General features: G+C 73.1%; 25 protein-coding genes. 23 read left to right on the top strand and 2 right to left on the bottom strand.

The window, feature by feature from the left end; all coding sequences use genetic code 11:
* The first annotated feature begins 195 nt into the window (after positions 1–195).
* The 4 genes from IEX99_RS18335 to IEX99_RS22555 all read left to right on the top strand — a co-directional run bounded on the left by IEX99_RS18335 (position 196) and on the right by IEX99_RS22555 (position 4,170).
* Positions 196–1,668, top strand: coding sequence for a site-specific DNA-methyltransferase (locus tag IEX99_RS18335; protein ID WP_188902979.1), 1,473 nt, complete (start codon positions 196–198; stop codon positions 1,666–1,668).
* Positions 1,658–2,926 (top strand): site-specific DNA-methyltransferase, encoded by a 1,269-nt coding sequence (locus IEX99_RS18330; RefSeq protein ID WP_135468454.1) that lies wholly within the window; start codon positions 1,658–1,660, stop codon positions 2,924–2,926. Before IEX99_RS18335 ends, IEX99_RS18330 begins: the two co-directional genes overlap by 11 nt.
* An 88-nt stretch (positions 2,927–3,014) precedes the next feature.
* Positions 3,015–3,239 carry a hypothetical protein gene (locus IEX99_RS18325; RefSeq protein WP_176559886.1) on the top strand — a complete coding sequence of 75 codons (225 nt, stop codon included), beginning with the start codon at positions 3,015–3,017 and terminating at the stop codon, positions 3,237–3,239.
* A 97-nt stretch (positions 3,240–3,336) separates the two neighbouring features.
* Positions 3,337–4,170 (top strand): DUF3489 domain-containing protein, encoded by an 834-nt coding sequence (locus IEX99_RS22555; protein WP_229678128.1) that lies wholly within the window; start codon positions 3,337–3,339, stop codon positions 4,168–4,170.
* A 16-nt stretch (positions 4,171–4,186) separates the two neighbouring features.
* On the opposite strand, the gene IEX99_RS18315 is transcribed toward IEX99_RS22555, so the two are convergent.
* Positions 4,187–4,444 (bottom strand): hypothetical protein, encoded by a 258-nt coding sequence (locus IEX99_RS18315; protein ID WP_099096616.1) that lies wholly within the window; start codon positions 4,442–4,444, stop codon positions 4,187–4,189.
* A 167-nt stretch (positions 4,445–4,611) separates the two neighbouring features.
* On the opposite strand from IEX99_RS18315, the gene IEX99_RS18310 reads away from it, so the two are divergent.
* The 16 genes from IEX99_RS18310 (at position 4,612) to IEX99_RS18235 (ending at position 16,039) form a co-directional block, all read left to right on the top strand.
* Complete coding sequence (locus tag IEX99_RS18310; protein ID WP_099096615.1) at positions 4,612–5,124, top strand: hypothetical protein; 513 nt, start codon at positions 4,612–4,614, stop codon at positions 5,122–5,124.
* Positions 5,125–5,149: 25 nt separating this feature from the next.
* Entirely contained in the window at positions 5,150–7,048 is a 1,899-nt protein-coding gene (locus IEX99_RS18305) for a phage terminase large subunit family protein (protein WP_184481386.1), read from the top strand.
* A 13-nt stretch (positions 7,049–7,061) separates the two neighbouring features.
* Positions 7,062–7,415, top strand: a complete 354-nt coding sequence (locus tag IEX99_RS18300) for a hypothetical protein (protein ID WP_135468451.1) — start codon at positions 7,062–7,064, stop codon at positions 7,413–7,415.
* A complete protein-coding gene (locus IEX99_RS18295; RefSeq protein ID WP_099096612.1) occupies positions 7,412–8,020 on the top strand; it encodes a hypothetical protein in 609 nt (202 codons plus the stop codon). Before IEX99_RS18300 ends, IEX99_RS18295 begins: the two co-directional genes overlap by 4 nt.
* The gene (locus tag IEX99_RS18290) at positions 8,020–8,256 is read left to right on the top strand and encodes a phage head-tail joining protein (protein WP_188902977.1); all 237 of its coding nucleotides are present in this window, start codon (positions 8,020–8,022) and stop codon (positions 8,254–8,256) included. The genes IEX99_RS18295 and IEX99_RS18290 overlap by 1 nt, the downstream gene beginning before the upstream one ends.
* Entirely contained in the window at positions 8,253–9,728 is a 1,476-nt protein-coding gene (locus tag IEX99_RS18285) for a phage portal protein (protein ID WP_229678127.1), read from the top strand. The genes IEX99_RS18290 and IEX99_RS18285 overlap by 4 nt, the downstream gene beginning before the upstream one ends.
* A gap of 92 nt (positions 9,729–9,820) precedes the next feature.
* Positions 9,821–11,854, top strand: a complete 2,034-nt coding sequence (locus IEX99_RS18280; RefSeq protein ID WP_229678126.1) for a prohead protease/major capsid protein fusion protein — start codon at positions 9,821–9,823, stop codon at positions 11,852–11,854.
* A 90-nt stretch (positions 11,855–11,944) separates the two neighbouring features.
* Positions 11,945–12,295, top strand: coding sequence for a DUF2190 family protein (locus tag IEX99_RS18275; RefSeq protein WP_135470901.1), 351 nt, complete (start codon positions 11,945–11,947; stop codon positions 12,293–12,295).
* Complete coding sequence (locus IEX99_RS18270) at positions 12,295–12,693, top strand: M15 family metallopeptidase (protein ID WP_135470899.1); 399 nt, start codon at positions 12,295–12,297, stop codon at positions 12,691–12,693. Before IEX99_RS18275 ends, IEX99_RS18270 begins: the two co-directional genes overlap by 1 nt.
* Complete coding sequence (locus IEX99_RS18265) at positions 12,690–13,082, top strand: hypothetical protein (protein WP_135470897.1); 393 nt, start codon at positions 12,690–12,692, stop codon at positions 13,080–13,082. The genes IEX99_RS18270 and IEX99_RS18265 overlap by 4 nt, the downstream gene beginning before the upstream one ends.
* 1 nt (position 13,083) lies before the next feature.
* On the top strand, positions 13,084–13,248 hold the full coding sequence (locus IEX99_RS18260) for a hypothetical protein (RefSeq protein WP_188902973.1): 165 nt from the start codon (positions 13,084–13,086) through the stop codon (positions 13,246–13,248).
* Positions 13,245–13,553: a head-tail joining protein gene (locus tag IEX99_RS18255; RefSeq protein WP_229678125.1), complete on the top strand. Its 309-nt coding sequence runs from the start codon at positions 13,245–13,247 to the stop codon at positions 13,551–13,553. The genes IEX99_RS18260 and IEX99_RS18255 overlap by 4 nt, the downstream gene beginning before the upstream one ends.
* Positions 13,554–13,562: 9 nt before the next feature.
* Positions 13,563–13,880 (top strand): phage holin family protein, encoded by a 318-nt coding sequence (locus IEX99_RS18250; protein ID WP_188902970.1) that lies wholly within the window; start codon positions 13,563–13,565, stop codon positions 13,878–13,880.
* Complete coding sequence (locus IEX99_RS18245; RefSeq protein ID WP_188902968.1) at positions 13,877–14,605, top strand: DUF6441 family protein; 729 nt, start codon at positions 13,877–13,879, stop codon at positions 14,603–14,605. Before IEX99_RS18250 ends, IEX99_RS18245 begins: the two co-directional genes overlap by 4 nt.
* A gap of 2 nt (positions 14,606–14,607) precedes the next feature.
* On the top strand, positions 14,608–15,048 hold the full coding sequence (locus tag IEX99_RS18240) for a hypothetical protein (RefSeq protein ID WP_229678139.1): 441 nt from the start codon (positions 14,608–14,610) through the stop codon (positions 15,046–15,048).
* 34 nt (positions 15,049–15,082) lie between these two features.
* Positions 15,083–16,039: a phage tail tube protein gene (locus tag IEX99_RS18235; RefSeq protein WP_188902964.1), complete on the top strand. Its 957-nt coding sequence runs from the start codon at positions 15,083–15,085 to the stop codon at positions 16,037–16,039.
* Between the two features lie 54 nt (positions 16,040–16,093).
* On the opposite strand, the gene IEX99_RS18230 is transcribed toward IEX99_RS18235, so the two are convergent.
* The gene (locus IEX99_RS18230) at positions 16,094–16,837 is read right to left on the bottom strand and encodes a hypothetical protein (protein ID WP_188902962.1); all 744 of its coding nucleotides are present in this window, start codon (positions 16,835–16,837) and stop codon (positions 16,094–16,096) included.
* An 86-nt stretch (positions 16,838–16,923) separates the two neighbouring features.
* Between IEX99_RS18230 and IEX99_RS18225 the strand changes: the two genes are divergently transcribed.
* From IEX99_RS18225 to IEX99_RS18215, 3 genes are all read left to right on the top strand, one after another.
* Positions 16,924–17,301: a hypothetical protein gene (locus IEX99_RS18225; RefSeq protein ID WP_188902960.1), complete on the top strand. Its 378-nt coding sequence runs from the start codon at positions 16,924–16,926 to the stop codon at positions 17,299–17,301.
* Between the two features lie 164 nt (positions 17,302–17,465).
* A complete protein-coding gene (locus IEX99_RS18220) occupies positions 17,466–17,615 on the top strand; it encodes a hypothetical protein (protein ID WP_188902958.1) in 150 nt (49 codons plus the stop codon).
* Between the two features lies 1 nt (position 17,616).
* On the top strand, positions 17,617–18,103 hold a 487-nt coding region (locus IEX99_RS18215; RefSeq protein ID WP_229678124.1), incomplete at its 3' end, for a tape measure protein.

The following is an 18,103-nucleotide window of genomic DNA, read 5'->3' as shown; positions in this document are numbered from 1 at the left end:
CCGCAGGGTCCTTCCTGAGCCTGGCGTATGCGGGGGGCGGAAGCGCGCGACTTCGCCAGCGCCAGGCCGAAAACATGGTTCGCGGTTCGCACCACACGGCCCTGATCTCAATCGTTTAGCTGCGAACCGTGGCGGCGCGCGGTTCCCGCTGGCCGCCGCGCATGGTTCGCACCCACCCTGATCCCGGATGGCCCGATGACGCTCCCCTGGATGGCGGCGAAGATCCTGCTGCGCCCGGTGGCCGAGCTGCGCGCCCACCCCGGCAACGCCCGGGTGCACGGCGCGGCGCAGATCGAGCAGATCAAGGCCAGCATGCTGGCCTTCGGCTTCACCAACCCGCTGCTGGTGGACGAGGCGGGCGTGCTGATCGCCGGCCATGGCCGGCTCGAGGCGGCGGTGGCGCTCGGCATCGAGCGGGTGCCGGTGATCGTGCTGCGCCACCTCTCGCCGGCGCAGAAGGACGCGCTCCGACTCGCCGACAACCGCATCGCGGAGAACGCCACCTGGGACCAGGCGCTGCTGCGCGAGGCGCTGGCCGGCGTGCAGGCCGCGGCGGAGATCGACGTGGCCACGCTCGGCTTCTCGGCCGACGAGCTGAGCGCGATCCTCGCGGCGGCAGAGACCGCCGTCACCGATGGCGAAGCGCCCGAGGAAGCAGATCAGCCGGAGGCCGGCGGGGGTGGCGCGCCTGGCATGGCGGATACGGACGAGGCGCCGGCGGAGGACCCCGCCGATGCCGAAACGGACCCGCCGCGCCAGGCCATCACCCGCCCCGGTGACCTCTGGCTGCTCGGCGAGCACCGCCTGCTCTGCGGGGATTCCACCGACGCTGCTTCGGTGGCTCAGGTCATGGCTGGCGACCACGCGGCGCTGCTGTTCACCAGCCCGCCCTATGGCAACCAGCGCGACTACACCACCGGCGGCGTCTCCGACTGGGATGCGCTGATGCGGGGCGTGTTCCAGCATCTGCCGCTGATCCTGCGGGACGACGGCCAGGCGCTGGTGAACCTCGGCCTGATCCACCGCGAGGGGGAATGGCAGCCCTACTGGTCCGGCTGGCTGGACTGGATGCGAGCGCAGGGCTGGCGCCGCTTCGGCCTCTACGCCTGGGACCAGGGTCCCGGCCTGCCCGGGGACTGGAACGGCCGCCTCGCGCCGGCCTTCGAGCTGGTGTTCCACCTCAACCGCGAGGCGCGCCAGCCGAACAAGATCGTGCCCTGCAAGTGGGCCGGCACCCCGAACAAGGGCAGCGGGCTGCGCGCCGCCGACGGCGAGGTGAAGGCCTACACCCACATCGGCCTGCCGGTGCAGGAGAGCCGGATCCCGGACAGCGTGCTGCGGATCACCCGCCACAAGGGCCGCGGCATCGAGACCGAGCACCCGGCGGTGTTCCCGGTCGCGCTGCCGGAGTTCCTGATGCGGGCCTACACGGACGAGGGCGAGGCGGTGTTCGAGCCCTTCGCCGGCTCCGGCACCACGCTCCTCGCCGGCCAGCGCACCGGGCGGCGGGTGCGGGCCATCGAGCTCGCCCCGGCCTATGTCGACCTCGCGATCGCCCGCTGGCGCCTGCTGCACCCCGACCTGCCGGTCACCCTGGCGGAGGACGGGCGGGACTATGACGCCGTCGCCGCGGCACGGGTCCCGGCGGAGGCCGCCGATGCAGCCTGAGCTTCAGGTCACCACCGTGGCAGTGGTAGCGCTCGTCCCCTACGCCGAGAACGCCCGCACCCACTCCGAGGCGCAGGTGGCGCAGATCGCCGCCTCGATCGCCGAATTCGGCTTCGTGAACCCGGTGCTGGTCGACGCCGCCGGCGTGCTGGTCGCCGGCCACGGCCGGGTCATGGCGGCCAAGCGCCTCGGCATGGCGGCGGTGCCGGCGATCCGCCTTGCCCACCTGACCGAGGCGCAAGCCCGGGCCCTGCGGCTGGCGGACAACCAGATCGCGCTCAACTCCGGCTGGGACGAGGCGCTCCTGGCGGCCGAGATCGCCCGCATCCGCGACGAGGCGGCGGTGGACCTCGACGTCCTCGGCTTCTCAGGGATGGAGCTCGACCGGCTGCTGGCCGCGGCCGACGCCGGGCTCGGCGAAGACGGCGCCGACGACGCCCCGCCGCCGCCCGCCGTCCCGGTCACCCGCGCGGGCGACCTCTGGCGCTGCGGCGAGCACCGCCTGCTCTGCGGCGACGCGACCAGGTTAGATGACGTGCAGCGGGCGCTCGGTGCCGATCGCCTCGCCGACATGGCCTTCACGGACCCGCCCTACAACGTCGCCTACCGGGGCGGCACAGCGGCCAGGATGACCATCGCCAACGACGCGCTGGGCTCTGGCTTCCTCGACTTCCTTCGCCCGGCGCTGGCGAACCTGCTCTCGGTGACGAAGGGCGCCTGCTACGTCTGCATGTCCTCGTCCGAGTGGCCGACGCTGCATCGCGCCTGGCAGGAGGCCGGTGGGAAGTGGTCGAGCACCATCATCTGGGCGAAGAACACCTTCGCGCTCGGCCGCGCCGACTACCACCAGCAGTTCGAGGCGATGCTCTACGGCTGGAAGGCAGGCGCCCAGCACTACTGGTGCGGCGCCCGCGACCAGGGCAACGTCTGGCACTTCGACAAGCCGGCGCGGAACGACCTGCACCCCACCATGAAGCCGGTGGCGCTGGTGGAGCGCGCGATCCGCAACAGCAGCAAGCAGCGCGACACCGTGCTCGATCCCTTCGGCGGCTCCGGGACGACCATGATCGCGGCGGAGCGCACCGGGCGGCGCGCCGTGCTGCTCGAGCTCGATCCCGCCTACGCCGACGTCATCGTCCGGCGCTGGCAGGAGGCCACCGGGGAGGCCGCCGTCCTGGACGGCGAGGACCGCACCTTCGGCGACATCGCCGCGGCCCGCGGCGTCGGCGAAGCTGGGATGACCGAGAAAGCCCAATAAGAGCAATCATCTGACGCTGCATGTTGCTTGGCTCGGGCGCGCCGCAGCGCGAATGGTCCGTCACGCGATGAGCAGGACGGAGAGCCCGATGACCAAGCGCGAAGCCAACCAGCAGCGGAGCCTCGAGGCCTTCCTGGCCAAGAAGGCCGAGTTCGATGCGCTGCTCGCGGAGTTGCAGCAGGCCAGCGCGGATCACTTCGGCGCCGATCCCGAGGCGGTGCTCTGGGGCGAGACCGCCTGGCTCGCGGACGCCGCCGCGAAGCTGAAGGACATCGCGGACCAGCACTTCAAGCGCGGCGAATACGCCGGCTGATGCGGTCGCCACCCGCATGGCCCCGACCGGGTGGCGCCCGGCGGGGCTCGGGGCGGTAGCACCCGGCTGGTCGGGTGCCGGACCGAGGACCCCGAGGATGAAGCTCACCGAGACGCAGATGGCGATCCTGGCCGCCGCCGCGCGGCACCCCGAGCACCTGGCCTACCCGCCCGAGCGCCTGCCGGCCGCGGCGCGGCAGGCGGTGGCGAAGGCGCTGCTGAAGAACGACCTGGTGATCGCGGTGCACCGCCCCGCCTACGATGCGCAGGCCCTCTGGATGGTGGATGGCGACAGCGTCTTGCTGAAGATCACGGACGAGGGACTGCGCGCCATCGGCATCGACCCGCAGGGCGCCGCACCGGCCCCGGACGCGGCGCCCAAGGGCGCACCGGAGGCGCCACCGCAGGCCAACCCCGCCGGCGCCACCGAACCCACCCAGGCCGCGCCTGCGGCGCCGGACGACGCCACCCGCGCGGAGGACCTTGCCCTGCTCGACCAGGCCCTCGCGGCGCCAGGCCCCGCGCCGCGGGGCAGCCTGCGCGATGCCGCCGCGGCGGTGCTCACCGCCTGGGAGGACGCGACCAACCGCGACACCGACATGATCGGCGCCCTCGAAGGCCCGATGGCGCGTCTCCGCGCCGCCCTGGCCGGCAAGCCGGCACGCATGCCGCGCGAGCCCGGAGCGCCGCGCAAGCCGCGCGAGGGCACGAAGCAGGAGCAGGTGCTGGCCATGCTGCGTCGGCCCGAGGGCGCGACGGTGGCGCAGATCGCCGAGGCGACCGGCTGGGCGCCGCACACGGTCCGCGGCTTCTTCGCCGGGCTGAAGAAGCGCCAGGGGATCGCGGTCGAGGTGCTGGAGCGGGTGCGCCAGGTCGGGCCGAACAAGGAGGGCGCCCGCGGCTCCTACACGGTGTACCGCATCGCCGGGTGACGCCCCGCAGAACGGCTCAGGGCTCGCGGCGCGACGGCAGCGGGCCCTGATACTTCTCCCAGGGCTTCGGTTTGGGCTTCGGCGGATCGAGCGCCAGCAGCATCTCCGACAGCTCCCATTGCTGGCGCTTCGCCGCTTTCAGTACATCGACCAGCACCTTCCGCGCGTCATCCACGTAGAGCCGAACCACCCGCGGCGTGCCAACGCCACCGTCCGCCATGGCCATCGCGTAAGCGGTCGCCATCACCATCTTCTCGGGATCCTTCGGCGACATCCCGCTTCTCCGCTGATGTCGCGGCGATGATGCGCCGCGTGCCCCGTGAGGCGCACGCAGAATGCGCGGTGCCGCGCGATCACATGCGCCGGCGATCCTCCCGGCGCGCCGTCAATCCAACCTGACGAGGCCTGCATCATCGTCGCGCGCGGCGGGAGGTCGCCGCCATGCCCGAGATGACCCCATCGAACCGCGAGGCGGCCCGCCGCATCGGCATCAGCGAGACGGCGCTGCGCAAGGCCGAGGGCAGCGGCCGCATCGTCCGCGAGCCGGATGGCCAGTGGGATATCGACAAGACCCGCCGCCGCCTGGTGGAGACCGCGGATCCGCACCGCTCCCCGCTCGCTGGCGGTTCGGGTGCCGAGGGCACGCCCTATGCCCGACTGAAGGTCGCGCAGCTCGCCCTCAAGGTCGAGGCGCAGCGGCTTGCCCTCGATGAGAACAAGCGCCGGCTGCTCGATGTGGCGGAGGTCAACGCCACGATCGACGAGATCGCGGGCGCCATGCGCGACGCGCTGCTGAACTGGCCGGCCCGCGTCTCCGGGCTGATTGCCGCCGAGCTCGGCGTCGACCCGCACCTGCTGCAGACGGTCCTGCAGGGGCACATCACCGACCTGCTTTCGGAGGCGGCCGATCGCTTCGATCCCCCAGGCCTCGGAGATCGGGCCCAGGACCCGTGACCATGTCCGGCGCCGGGCGGGCTCCATGCTCCGTCCGCCGCCGCAGCTCAGGGTCTCGGAATGGGCGGAACGGCACCGCATCCTCGGCAGCCGTGCCTCCTCGGAACCCGGCCCTTGGCGCACCAGCCGGACCCCGTACCTGCGCGAGGTGATGGACGCGCTCTCGGCGGTGCACCCCGCCCGGCGCGTGGTGTTCATGAAGGGCGCCCAGGTCGGCGCCACCGAGAGCGGCAACTGCTGGCTCGGCTACATCCTCCACCATGTGCCGGCCCCGGTGCTCGCGGTGCAGCCCACCGTCGAGCTGGCCAAGCGCTTCTCGCGCCAGCGCATCGACCCCTTGCTGGAGGAGACGCCGGCGCTCAAGGAGCGCGTCGCGCCCGCCCGCGCCCGGGACAGCGGCAATACGCTGCTGTCGAAGGAATTCCCGGGCGGCATCCTGGTGCTGACCGGCGCGAACAGTGCGGTCGGGCTGCGCTCGATGACCGCGCGGTTCCTCTTCCTCGACGAGGTGGACGCCTATCCCGGCGACGTCGAGGGCGAAGGCGACCCGATCGCGCTGGCCGAGGCGCGGGCGCGGACCTTCGGCTGGCGGCGCAAGGCCTTCCTGGTCTCGACCCCGACCATCGCCGGCCGCAGCCGGATCGAGCGCGAATACGCTGCCTCCGACCAGCGGCGCTATTTCGTGCCCTGTCCCCACTGCCAGGAGATGCAGTGGCTCAAGTTCGAGCGCCTGCGCTGGGAGAAGGGCGACCCGCGCTCGGTCCGCTACCACTGCGAAGCCTGCGACGAAGGGATCGAGGAGCACCACAAGACCGCGATGCTGGCCGGCGGCGAGTGGCGCCCCACGGCGGAAGCGCAGGACCCGCACACGGTCGGCTTCCACATCTCCGCACTCTACTCGCCGGTGGGCTGGCTCTCCTGGGAGCAGATCGCCCGCGACTGGGAGGCGGCGCAAGGGAAGCCCGAGGACCTGAAGACCTTCAAGAACACGGTGCTCGGCGAGACCTGGCAGGAGCAGGGCGAGGCGCCGGACTGGGAGCGCTTGGTCGAGCGGCGCGAGGACTTCCGGATGGGCATCGTCCCGCCAGGCGCGCTGGTGCTGACGGCGGGCGTGGACGTGCAGGACGACCGGCTCGAGTGCGACGTCTGGGGCTGGGCGGAGGGGTTCTCCTCCTGGCTGGTGGACCACCTGGTCATCCCCGGCAGCCCGCGCGAGCGGGAGCCGTGGGATGCGCTGGCGAAGCTGCTCGCCAGGGACTGGCCGCGCGAAGGCGGCGGCACCATCCGCATAGCCAAGGCCTGCGTCGACACCGGCGGGCGCGACACCGCCGCCGTCTACGGCCATCTCCGCCGGCTGCGGGACCCGCGCATCGCGCCGACCAAGGGCGTCGAGGGCTGGAACCGGGCGCAGCCGGTGCAGGGTCCGACACCGGTCGATGCGCTGGTCGATGGCCGCAAGCTCCGCCGCGGCCTCAAGCTGTGGACGGTGTCGGTCTCGACCTGGAAGGCCGACCTCTATCGCCGGCTTTGGCTCGGCCGCGGCGACGCAGAGGAGTTCCCGCCCGGCTGGGTGCATCTGCCGCAGGGCATCGAGGCCGAGTGGGTGAAGCAGCTGGTCGCCGAGCAGCTGCGCACGGTGAAGGACCGCCGCGGCTTCGCCCGGCAGGAATGGGCGAAGCTGCGCGAGAGGAATGAAGCGCTGGACTGCGCCGTACTGGCGCGTGCCGCGCTCTGGCTGCTCGGCGCCGACCGCTACGGCGAGCGTTTTTGGGCGCAGCTGCGCGAGCAGGTCGCCAACGCCCCACTCCAACCGAGCGAGCTTCCCACCGGCGGGAATGTCGCTCCCCCATCACCGCCACCGGTCGCGACCGACACTCATCGCCCGCGTGGCTGGCTCGCGCCGCGCAGCGGCTGGCTGCGCTGACCTGGAGAAAGACATGGCCGCCATCGTCCCGGTGCGCACCAGCATCGCCGCCGGCCAGGCGCTGAGCGGACCCGTCGCCAGCGTCGGCTACGGCGTCTGCCTGCTGCTGCTGCCCGCCGCCTGGACCGACGCCCCGCTCACCCTGCAGGGCTCGCTCGACGAGGGGGAGCCCGCCGGCTGGGCCGACCTCCACGACCACCTCGGCAACGAGGTGGTGCTGACGGTCGCCGCCGGCCGCGCGCTCACCCTGCCGCCGACCCTGCTGCTCGGCTGGCGCTGGCTCCGGCTGCGCTCCGGCCTCGCCGCCGCGCCGGTGGACCAGGCGGCGGAGCGCCTCCTCACCCTCGGCATCCGGCCCCTCGCATGACCGCTCTGTTCCAGCACCACCTACCGCCCGCGCCGGCGATGCTGCCCTACGTCTCGGGGCGCTTTTACGCCTCGCAGCATGCGCGCGCGGTCGGCGGCGCCGTCGCGATGACGGCGAACCGGCTGTATGCCGTGCCCTATGTCCTCGCCCGGCCCGGGCTGTTCGCGGCCATGGCGGTCAGCGTGACCACCGGCGCGGCGGGCGTCCTGCGCATGGCATTGGCCGCCGACAACAGCGCCGGCCGGCCCGGCGCGCTGATCGAGGAGCCGCTGGCGGACGCCGACACCGCCGCCGCCGGCGGCGCGGTCTGCCCCTTCGCGCGGCCGCGCTGGATCCCGGCCGGGATCTGGTGGCTGCTGCTGTGCTTCTCGGGCACGCCCTCGGTGCGCGGCACCAGCACCCAGGCCTTCAGCGGCGGCAACACGCTGCTGCTCGGCTCGGCCGCGGCGGATGGCGGCGCCGGCGGGGGCGCCGCCGGCAGCGAGAACGGGTTCTTCGCGCCGCTGACGCACCAGGCCGGCGCGCCGATCATGCCGAGTCCGCCGAGCGGGCTGTCCTATCTCGTCAACGCGGCGGCGCCGCTGCCGACGCTGCGGGCGGCGTGATGGATCCCTCCGTCCTGGCCTGGGCGCTGGCGCAGCCGGCGGGCAGCCGTGCGGCGGCGCTGGCCGCGGCCTACACCGGCGGCACCACGCGCGTGAGCTTCGAAGGCCGCACCGTCGAGTATCGGAGCCTCGACGAACTCGGCCGGGCGCTGGCCATGTTGCGCGGCGCGGAGAACAGCGCCGCCCGTCGGCCCTCTGTGACGCTGGCCAGCTTCTCGCGGGAGAGAACCGGGTGATCCGACGCCTCCGCGACGCATGGCAGGTCCTGCGCGGCTACGCCGCGGCGGGGGACCACCGCGCTTCTGCCTGGGCGCCCTCCGGCGGCAGCGCCAATGCCGAGATCGGTCTGGCTGCCGCGACGGTCGCCCGCCGCGCCCGCGACGCCGTCCGCAACGACCCCTACGCCAGCCGCATCGTCGACCTCTGGACCGGCAACGCCGTCGGCGCCGGCATCACCACGCGCTGGCCGGACGACGCGCATGGCCGCGCCTGGCAACGCTGGGCGGAGGGCACCGCGTGCGATGCCGAGGGACGGCTCGACCTCTACGGCCTGCAGGCGCTGGTGATGCGGGCGGTGGTCGAGAGCGGTGAGTGCTTCGTCCGCTTCCTGCTGGCGCCGCCGTCGCCCGCCAATCCGATCGGCCTGCGCCTGCAGGTGCTGGAGAGCGATCACCTCGACACGGCGCGCAACGGCATGGTGGACGGCGTGCCGACCATCCAGGGCATCGCGCTCGGCGAGGCCGGCGCGCCGATCGGCTACTGGCTGCACAGCGTGCATCCGGGCGCCGCCTGGATCCTGCCCGGGGCCACCTGGCAGAGCAGCGAGCGCATCCCGGCGTCGGAGGTGCTGCACGTCTATCGCAAGCGCCGGCCCGGCCAGCTGCGCGACGTCTCCTGGTTGGCGCCGGTGCTGCTCCGGCTGCGCGATCTCGGGGACTACGAGGCGGCGCTGCTGATGAAGGCGAAGATCGAGGCCTGCCTCGCCGCGGTGGTCACGGAGGAGGGCGACGAGGCGCTCACCGGCGCCGCTTCCGGTCTGCTCCGCGACGCCCAGGGCCGGGCGGTCGAGAGCTTCGAGCCGGGGATGATCCTGTACCGCCGTGGCATGGGCAGCGTGGAGGTGGTGAATCCCTCGGGGGGCGGGTCGCACGCCGCCTTCGCCCGCAGGGCGTTGGAGGCGGCGGCGGTGGGCGCCGGCCTGACCTACGACCAGGTCTCCGGCGACCTGACCCAGGCGAACTACTCCTCGCTCCGTGCCGGCAAGATCGAGTTCCGCCGGCTCTGCGAGCAGGTCCAGTACGGCATGCTGATCCCGATGCTGGTCCGTCCCGTCGCCGAGCGCTTCCACGCCCAGGGCGCGCTGCTCGGCCTGTGGGGTGCGGAGATGCCGGACGGCGTCAGCCACGTCCCGCCGGCGCACGAGATGATCGACCCGCTGAAGGACACCACCGCCCTGATCGCCCAGGTGCGCGCCGGCTTCGTGCCGCAGCCCGAGGCGGCCGGCGCCTTCGGCTACGACTTCCGCGCCGCGGTCGAGCTGATCCGCGAGGCCAACGCCCTGCTCGACGAGGCCGGCCTCGCCCTCGATACCGATCCGCGCCGCGTCGCCAAGTCCGGCGCCGCGCAGGACGCAGCGCAGATGGCCGCGGTGGAGATCGCTGCCACCGGTGCCGCGGCGCCGCCCCGAGACACGGCACCCCAAGGCTGAGCATGACCGAACCGATCGAACCGGGCGGGGTAGATCCCGCGCCGGATACTGATGCCGTGCGTGATCGGCTTCCCAGCGCTGGGCAGTCGCTCGTGGCGCAGCGTGCCATCGCCGCCCCTGCCACCGTCGATCGCGCCGCCCGCACCGTCGAGGTGGTGTGGTCCACCGGCGCCCGCGCCCGCAACTTCGTCCCCGCCCTCGGCCCGATCACCGAGGAGCTGGAGATGTCGCCGAACGCGGTGCGCATGGAGGCGCTCCGCTCCGGCCGCGCCCCGGTGCTCGACACCCACCGCCGCGGCGGCGCGCGCGACGTGCTGGGGCGGGTCGTCGCCGCCCGCCTCGACGCCGGCCGCGGCTACGCCACGCTGCAATTCTCCTCGGCGGCCGACGTCGAGCCGGTCTGGCAGCGCATCGCCGACGGCACGCTGCGCGCCGTCAGCGTCGGCTACCGCGTGCACCGCTACGAACCGCGGCCCGACGCCGCCACCGGCGAGACCGTCCACCGCGCGGTGGACTGGGAGCCCTTCGAGATCTCCGTCGTGCCGGTCCCGGTGGACCGCGATGCGGCGGTGCGCGCGCAGGGGGAACAGGGCCTCCCCGCGCCGGCAATCGAGCCCGCCCTGCCTGACGAGGACCCACCCATGCCCGAGACGACGCCGGCCCCGCAGGCCGAGCCGGCCGCCCCGCCGGCGCCGCCGACCCATCCGCCCCAGGAGACCACCGTGACCACCAGCCCCGCACCGGCCGACCGGACCGCGCCCGCCACGCCGCCCGAGCCGATCCGCGCCGCACCGGACCTCGACGCGGTCCGCGCCGAGGCGCAGCGCACCGAGCGCGAGCGCATCGCCGGCATCGACACCGCAGTCGAGGCCGCCCGCGCCTTGCTGCCGGCGGAACGCATCTCCCCGATCCGTGCCGAGGCCATCGCCCAGGGCTGGACCGGCGACCAGGCTCGCCGCGCCCTGTTCGACGCCTTGGTGGCGCAGGGCCCGCGTCCGTCCATTCCGGCGCGCCCCGAGACCGGCCCCTGCCACGATGACCCGGCGCAGATCCTCGACGCCATGGCCGAGGCGCTCGCTGCCCGCGCCATGCCCGGCTACCAGCCCCAAGGGGAGAATGGTCGTTCCGGGCGCCACGCCGAGTTCCTCGGCTGGCGCCCCTCCGACATGCTGCGCGAGCTGCTCGCCCGCCGCGGCGAGCGCAACCCGCCCCGCAATCCGACCCTGCTCGCCGAGCGCGCCTTCCACACCAGCTCGGACTTCCCGCTGCTGCTCGCGGCCGCCGCCAACAAGATGCTGCTCGCCGCCTACCAGCCGGCGCAGCCGACCTATCGGCAGATCTTTCTCCGGCGCGACTTCCGCGACTTCAAGCCGCACCGGCACCTGCGCATCGGCGACTTCCCGACCCTGCTGCCGCTCGCCGAGAACGGCGAGATCCAGGTCGGCACCATGTCCGAGAGCCAGGAGATCGTCCTGCTCCAGACCTTCGCGCGGCGCATCCGCGTCACGCGGCCGATGCTGGTCAACGACGACCTCGGCGCCTTCACCGACTTCGCCGCCTCCATCGGTCGTCGCGTCGCCGAGTTCGAGAACGCCACGGCCTACAACCTGCTGAACAGCGCCAATGGCGACGGCCCGACCCTCGCCACCGGCAGCGCCCCGGTCTTCGCCACTGGCGCGGCGCGCGCGAACAAGGCCAGCACCGGCACGGTGCTCGACACCTCGACCATCGGCGCCGGCCGCACCGCCATCATGAAGCAGCGCACGCTGGACGGCCTGCCGATCTCCATGGGCCAGACCATGCGCCTGCTGGTCGGGCCGAACCTCGAGCTCGCCGCGCGGCAGGCGACGGTGGTCGTGCAGGCGAGCGAAATCGGCAAGGCGAATGTCTTTGCCGGCTTCGTGCAGCCCGTGGTCGAGCCGCTGATCCAGGCGAACCGCTGGTACCTGTTCTCCGACCCAGTCGCGGCGCCGGTCTATGTCTACGGCTACCTGAACGGAGCGGAGGGGCCGCAGGTGACGACCGGACCGGTGCAGGGCGCGGACGGCGTCGAGGTCAGCGTGATCTTCGATTTCGGCGTCGGCGCCATCGACTGGCGCGGCGCCTGGTTCAACCCGGGCACCTGATCCCGCCGCTCTCCTCCTTCCCATCCGCATCGCGCCAGGGCGCCGCCGGAACGCCGGTCGGCGCCCTGCGCGCTTTCAGGAGACCCTCTCATGCGCAACTGCATCCGCCCCGACGCGCGCTCCATCCCGATGGTGGTGCCCTATGCCGGCGGGATCCTCTCCGGCCAGGGCATGCTGGTCGGCGCCTTCTTCGGGGTAGCGGCGTCCGACGCAGCCCAGAACGCCAGCGTCGAGTGCGAGACCCGCGGCGAGTTCGAGCTCACCAAGGAGCCTTCCCTCGCCATCAGCCAGGGCGCCCGAGTGTTCTGGGACGACACCAATCGCCGCATCACCACCACCGCGACCGGCAACTTCCAGGTCGGGCTCTGCACCGTCGCGGCGCTGACGGCCGATGCCACGGTCCGCGTGATGCTGGCGCGCGTGCCGGCCTCGGGGGCGTGATGGTCGCGCTGCTGCCGCGCGACCACGCGCGCCTCGCGGGCGTGCACCGCGACCTGGTGCGCGTCGTCGAACGCGCCCGCCAGTCGGTGCCGTTCATCGTCACCGAGGGCGTCAGGTCCCGCGAGCGCCAGGCCCGGCTGGTCGCCATCGGCGCCTCGCGCACGCTGCACAGCCGGCATCTGACCGGCCATGCCGTCGATTTGGCCTACTGGCTGGACGACGGCGACGGCTCCGTCGAGCAGGGCGAGATTCGCTGGGACTGGCCGCTGTACGAGCAGCTCGGCGCCGCGATGAAGGCCGCGGCCAAGGAGGTCGGCGTGCCGATCGCCTGGGGCGGCGACTGGCCCTCCTTCCGCGACGGGCCGCATTTCGAGCTCGACCGCGAGGCCTATCCGTGACCGGCGCGGCGCTCCTCGGGCTGCTGTCCCGCCACGTTCTGCCGCTGGCGCTCGTCGCGGCGGTGGTGCTCGCCGCCACCGCGGCCTGGCACTTCCGCTCCCAGCGCGACGCGGCCCGCCTCGACGCGGCGACGGCCAGCCGCGCGGCGGAGGCCAATGCGGCGGCGCTCGCCCGCGCCACCGCCGAGCACGCGCGCCACATCGCCGCCCTCACCGGCGAGGCCGAGCGCGCCCGCGCCCGGGCCGCGCGCCTTGGCGCCGATCTGGAGGCCCTCCGCCGTGACCCGAGCCACGCGACGGGCGCTGCCCCTGTGCTGCGCGCTGCTGTCGAGCGCCTGCGGCTCGCCCGCGGCGCCGGAGATCCGGCTGCTGCCGCTCCGCCTCCCTGACGTGCTGCTGGTCTGCGCCGCCGCGCCGGCGCTGCCGGCCTCGGACCGCCTGACCCAGGGGCAAGCGGCGGAGCTGCTGCTGGCCTACGACGCCGCGCATGCCGACTGCGCCGGGCGGCTGGCCGCGGTGCGGCGGCTGAACCCCACGGAGGGAGGCGAGCGGTGAACGCCTTCGCCGGCGCGATGGCGGCGCTCGTCGCCGACCCGAACCTCGGCACCGACGCCGTCTATCGGCAGGGCGGCACCGGCATGCCCATCAGTCTCCGCGTCCTGCGCTCCTCGCCCGACCGTGCTGCCGACGCCTTCGGCACCGGGATCCTGCAGGCCACCGACATCCTCTCGGTCGCCGTCGCGACACTGCCCGACCTCGCCGCCGGCGACAGCTTCGCCCTCGGCCCCGACCTGCTCACCGTCACCCACGCCGAGCGCGATGCCTCCGGCACCGCCTGGCGCGTCCTCTGCCAGCGATAGGAGCGTGCCATGCCGCAGACCACCCTCACCCTGCTGGAGATGCTGCGCGACCTGCTGCTGGGTGCCGCCGCGGGCCTCGCCGGCGGCTTCGTCCGCTGGAACAACCCCGAGCGCCGCCGCTTCGGCTGGTGTCTCGCCTGGGAGGTGCCCTCCGCCGCGCTGGTCGGCAGCGCCGGCTATGCCCTCGGCGGCTTCCTCGAGTTCAACGAATACGGCCGGTTCCTCTTCGCTTTCGTGTTCGGCTACCTCGGCCAGGCGGCACTGCACGACCTCGCCGTCGCCATCATCCGGCACCGCACCGGCCTGCCGCCTGGCGGCGGATCGTGAGGCTGGCTGCCCGCATCGTTGGCGACCTGCGCCAGGTGCTTGCGGCCGAGGTCCGGGCCGGCGAGCGCGCGGCCATGACGGCGATCCGCGCCGAGACCGAGCAGGTCAAGCAGGAGCTGCGGCGGCAGGTCACCAGCAGCTTCGGGGGCAATGCGCGGGGGATCGCCAATGCCTGGCGCTCGCAGGTCTTCCCCCGCTCGGGCCAGTCGCTGCGCCCCGCCGGCCTGGTCTGGACCAAGGTGCCGAAGGTGATCGACGCGTTCGAGCGGGGCGCACTGATCCGCGCCAAGGGCGGGCGAAAGTTCCTGGCGATCCCGACCGGCTTCAACGCGGCGCAGGGCCGCCGGGGTCGCAGCGAGAAGGGGATGCGCGTCACGCCGGCACAGATGGTCGCCTCCGGGCAGGGCTTCCTGCGGCCGTTCCAGTCGGGACGGGGCTTCGTGTGGTGCCTGCCGCTCCGCCAGGGCGAGCAGACCAGCCGGCGCCGCTGCACCCGCCTCGTCGCCGGCGGCCTCGCCGAGATCGGCACCGGCAACCGCAAGGGTCGCGAGGCCTGGGCGCGCGGGATGCTCGCGCGGGGGATGGTGCCGATGTTCCTGCTGCTGCCGCAGGTGAAGCTCGCCAAGCGCCTGGACGTGAAGGGCGCGGCGGAACGCGGCCTGCGCCGGCTGCCGCGGCGCTTCGTGGCGGCCTGGGAGCGCGAGAGCGGAAGGCCAGCACCGTGAGCATGCGCGAGGCCGCGATCGCGGCGCTGCACGGCCGGCTTGCCTCATCCTTGGCGGGTAGAACTCCAGCGCCGCTGGTGCTGCGCGGCGAGACCGTGCCGCAGCGCCTGCCGCCCGGCGGGCTGGTGGTCGTCCGCGACGGGGAAACCGTCGAGGAGACGGCGATCCTCTCGCCGCTCGCCTGGGCGATCGAGCACCGCGCCGAGGTCGAGGTCACCGTAGGCGGCGCGACGCCCGCGGCGAGGAACACTCTGCTCGACGCGCTGCTGGTTGACATCGCCGCCGCCGTCACCGCCGACCGCACGCTCGGCGACGCGGTGGAATGGACGCAGCCCGGCGCGCCCGACTTCGAGGACGTCGAGTTCGAGGGCGCCGCGCCCGCCCGCGCCGCATCGGTCCCCGTCACGCTGTTCTTCACCGTCGCCGGCTCGCCGCTGGCCTGACGCTTCCCCCTCCCGCTGATCCCGGAGACCCCCGATGCCCCGTGCCATCGGCGCCAACTGCCGTCTGCTCATGATCCCCGAGGCGACCTACGGCACCGCGCCCGCGGGCGACTGGCTGCGCGTGCCGTTCCTCTCCTGCGACCTCGGCGCCGAGCAGCCGCTGCTCGATGCCGACGTCATCGGCGTCGGCAGCAGCCGCGATCCGGCCGCGCCCTTCCTCGACACCATCACCGTGCAGGGCCAAGCGGTGGTGCCGGTGGACCTGGTGAACATCGGCCACTGGCTGCGCCTGCTGCTCGGCCCGCCAACCACCACCGGCACCGATCCAAACTTCATCCACAGCTTCGGCTCGGGCGCCGCCGCGCTGCCGTCGAACAGCGTCGAGATCGGCTATCCGGACGTGCCGAACTACGATCTCTGCGCCGGCGTGCGCGCCGACACGCTGGAGATCGACTTCTCGCCGGCCGGGCCGGCGACCGCGACCTTCGGGCTGATGGGGCAGGGCTCGACGCGCGGCGCCTCGAGCGCGGGCGGCACGCCGACCAGCGCCGCCTACACCGCCTTCCACAAGGCGCAGGGGGCGATCAATCGGAATGGCTCCGCACTCGCGCAAGTGACCGGGGCGCGGCTTACCTATGCCAACGGCATGGAGATGGTGCGCACCATCCGCGCCGACCGGAAGGTCGAGGGCGTGGATCCCGGGATCGCGCGCGCCACCGGCCAAATCACCGCGCGCTTCGCGGACACTACGCTGCTGACCCAGGCGCAAGACAACTCCCCCGCGGAGTTCGCCTTCGGCTATGCGATCGACGCCAACCGCAGCCTCACCTTCACGCTGCACGAGGTGTATCTGGCGCTGGCCAAAACTCCGGTCGAAGGACCGGCTGGTGTCGAGGCGAGCTTCGAGTTCCGCGCCGCTTTCAACGCCACAGCGGCCCGCATGATGACGGCGGTGCTGAAGAACCAGCAGGCGGGGACGGAGTACGCGTGAAGCATGCTTCTATCGGCAGCCATACCCTCCAAGCCACCACACGCGAGACGCAACTCAATCGACGCGGCCGCTCGTCACAATCTGCCTGAGCTTGAAGCGTTCGTCTGGCGTGATGAGCACCGACGTTGTGGCAAGTGTAGGGTGAACCTCTCGACTCCAGCGGCCCTCAGGGAACACCGGCCTCAATGCGCACAGGGCAGGGTTGAGGCGGCGGACAGACCATCCGAGGCGCTCCTTCAGCCTATGGACGCTCCGCATCTCGTCTTCGGCCAACCAGATCCGCGCGATTTCAGTAGCGTCCGCACGCGTGTCGTGCCCTGTTGCAGCCAAATCGAAGGCCAGAAAGAGGTTGGCTGTCGGTCGATACGCGCGGATCGGGTGACCCATCGCAGAACTGGTGGTCACGTAGCCATGGTGCGCCAGCTCGGCGACGGCCTCCTCAAGGAGGGCCTTCTCCACCGACGTGAACGCAGCCTGCAAAGTGCCAAAGATGACGGAGTCTCCGCGCCCGGTTTCGTTTGTGCGCAATGTGTAGAAGGCGACTTCAAGCGCCATTGCGTTGAGGACAGCCCGGGGCGCCATCAGCGCCTCTAGCCGGACCAGACGGTCAGCGTGGTCATTGACGGTCGTAGCAAGCTCCCGCTGGAACTTCTCGAGATCCTGCTCGAACTGGCTCGGATGCGTGTAGCCGTACAGGTGCGCGAGAGCAGCCGTAACCGGCGTCGCCTGGGAGAGCGCTTCGAGGACTCTGCGGAAGGCCGCTCGGCCTTCATTCCGCTCTGGGTAAGCAATAGGCATCTGATCCTCCAAGGCACTTCGCAGTGCAGGGTCCGAATCGGCGGGCACTAACAGCCCCCCTTTAATGTTACGATTGGGAGTCTTCCATGCTCACCCTCGACCTCCCGGCCGAGCCGTACTGGCTCGACCTGCCGCGCGGCGTGCGCGTCGAGATCCGGCCCGTGACCACGGCCGTCATGGCGGCGACGCAGGCCGCCGCCGCGCGCCGTCTCGCCGCGATCCGCGTCGCTGACCCAGACCTCGACCCGGACATGTCGCGCGGCCTGTCCTTCGCCTTCCTGGTCAAGGCGCTCGCCCGGCACGCCGTCACCGCCTGGGAGGGCGTGGGCGACGCCGCAGGCAAGCCGCTGCCGCTCTCGCCGGAGGCGGTCGAGCGCCTGATGGACCTCGACGACATCGCCGCCGCCTTCTGGGACCGCGCGACGGCGCCGGTGGTCGCGGTGGCCGCCGAGGGAAACGGCTGAGGGCCCGCGCCGCCTGGCACTTCGGCCGCGGGCCCGAGTACTGCCGCGGCTGTGCCGCCCTCGGCCGCGACTGCGCCGGCGCCTGCCCTTACACCGCGCACGCACCCACCAGCGTCGAAGGCCACGCCTGCTGGGCCGCCGGGACCGCCTGCACTGAAGCCAGCATGGCCGGCCTGACGCTCGACACCGCCGGCGCGCTCGCCGCGGCGCGCGACCTCGGCGCCGCCGGCTGGGCAGCCGCCGAACTGCTGCTCGCCATCCGCCTCGGCATGGCCGAGGGCGCCACCGCACGTCGCGAGGGGGAGACGACCTGAGATGGCCGACGCCACCCGCCGCGTTTCGGTCCGCCTCTCGCTGGACGATGCCGCCCGGGTCAAAGCCGGGCTGCGCGAGGTCGGCGAGACCGGCCAGCGCTCCCTCGACCGGATCAAGGGCGGCGCCGAGCGCGCCTCCCGCTCGCTCGAGCTGCTCGACCTGGCCGTCCGCGGCCTGCAGGTGGCCGGCGTGGCCGCGGCGGCCCGCGCCCTGGTCCAGGCCGGCGACGCGCTCACCCAGGGCCTGTCGCGCCTGCAGAACGCCACCGGCTCTGTCGAGCGCGCGAGTGCGGTCTACGAGGCGCTGTATCGCAACGCGCTCTCGACCGGCGTCGCGGTCTCCGAGAGCGTCGACGCGTTCCAGCGCTTCTCGATCGCCGCCCGCGAGATCGGCGCCACCTCCGACCAGGTGGTGCGACTGGTCGGCGGCCTGCAGCGCGTCGCCATCGTCTCCGGCGCCTCGACGGGGGAGATCTCCAGCGCCACCC

Source organism: Caldovatus sediminis, assembly GCF_014644455.1.
Classification (GTDB): Bacteria; Pseudomonadota; Alphaproteobacteria; order Acetobacterales; family Acetobacteraceae; genus Caldovatus; species Caldovatus sediminis.
The sequence above is the reverse complement of the archived record's forward strand: the minus strand, read 5'-3'. Positions and strand labels throughout refer to the sequence as shown.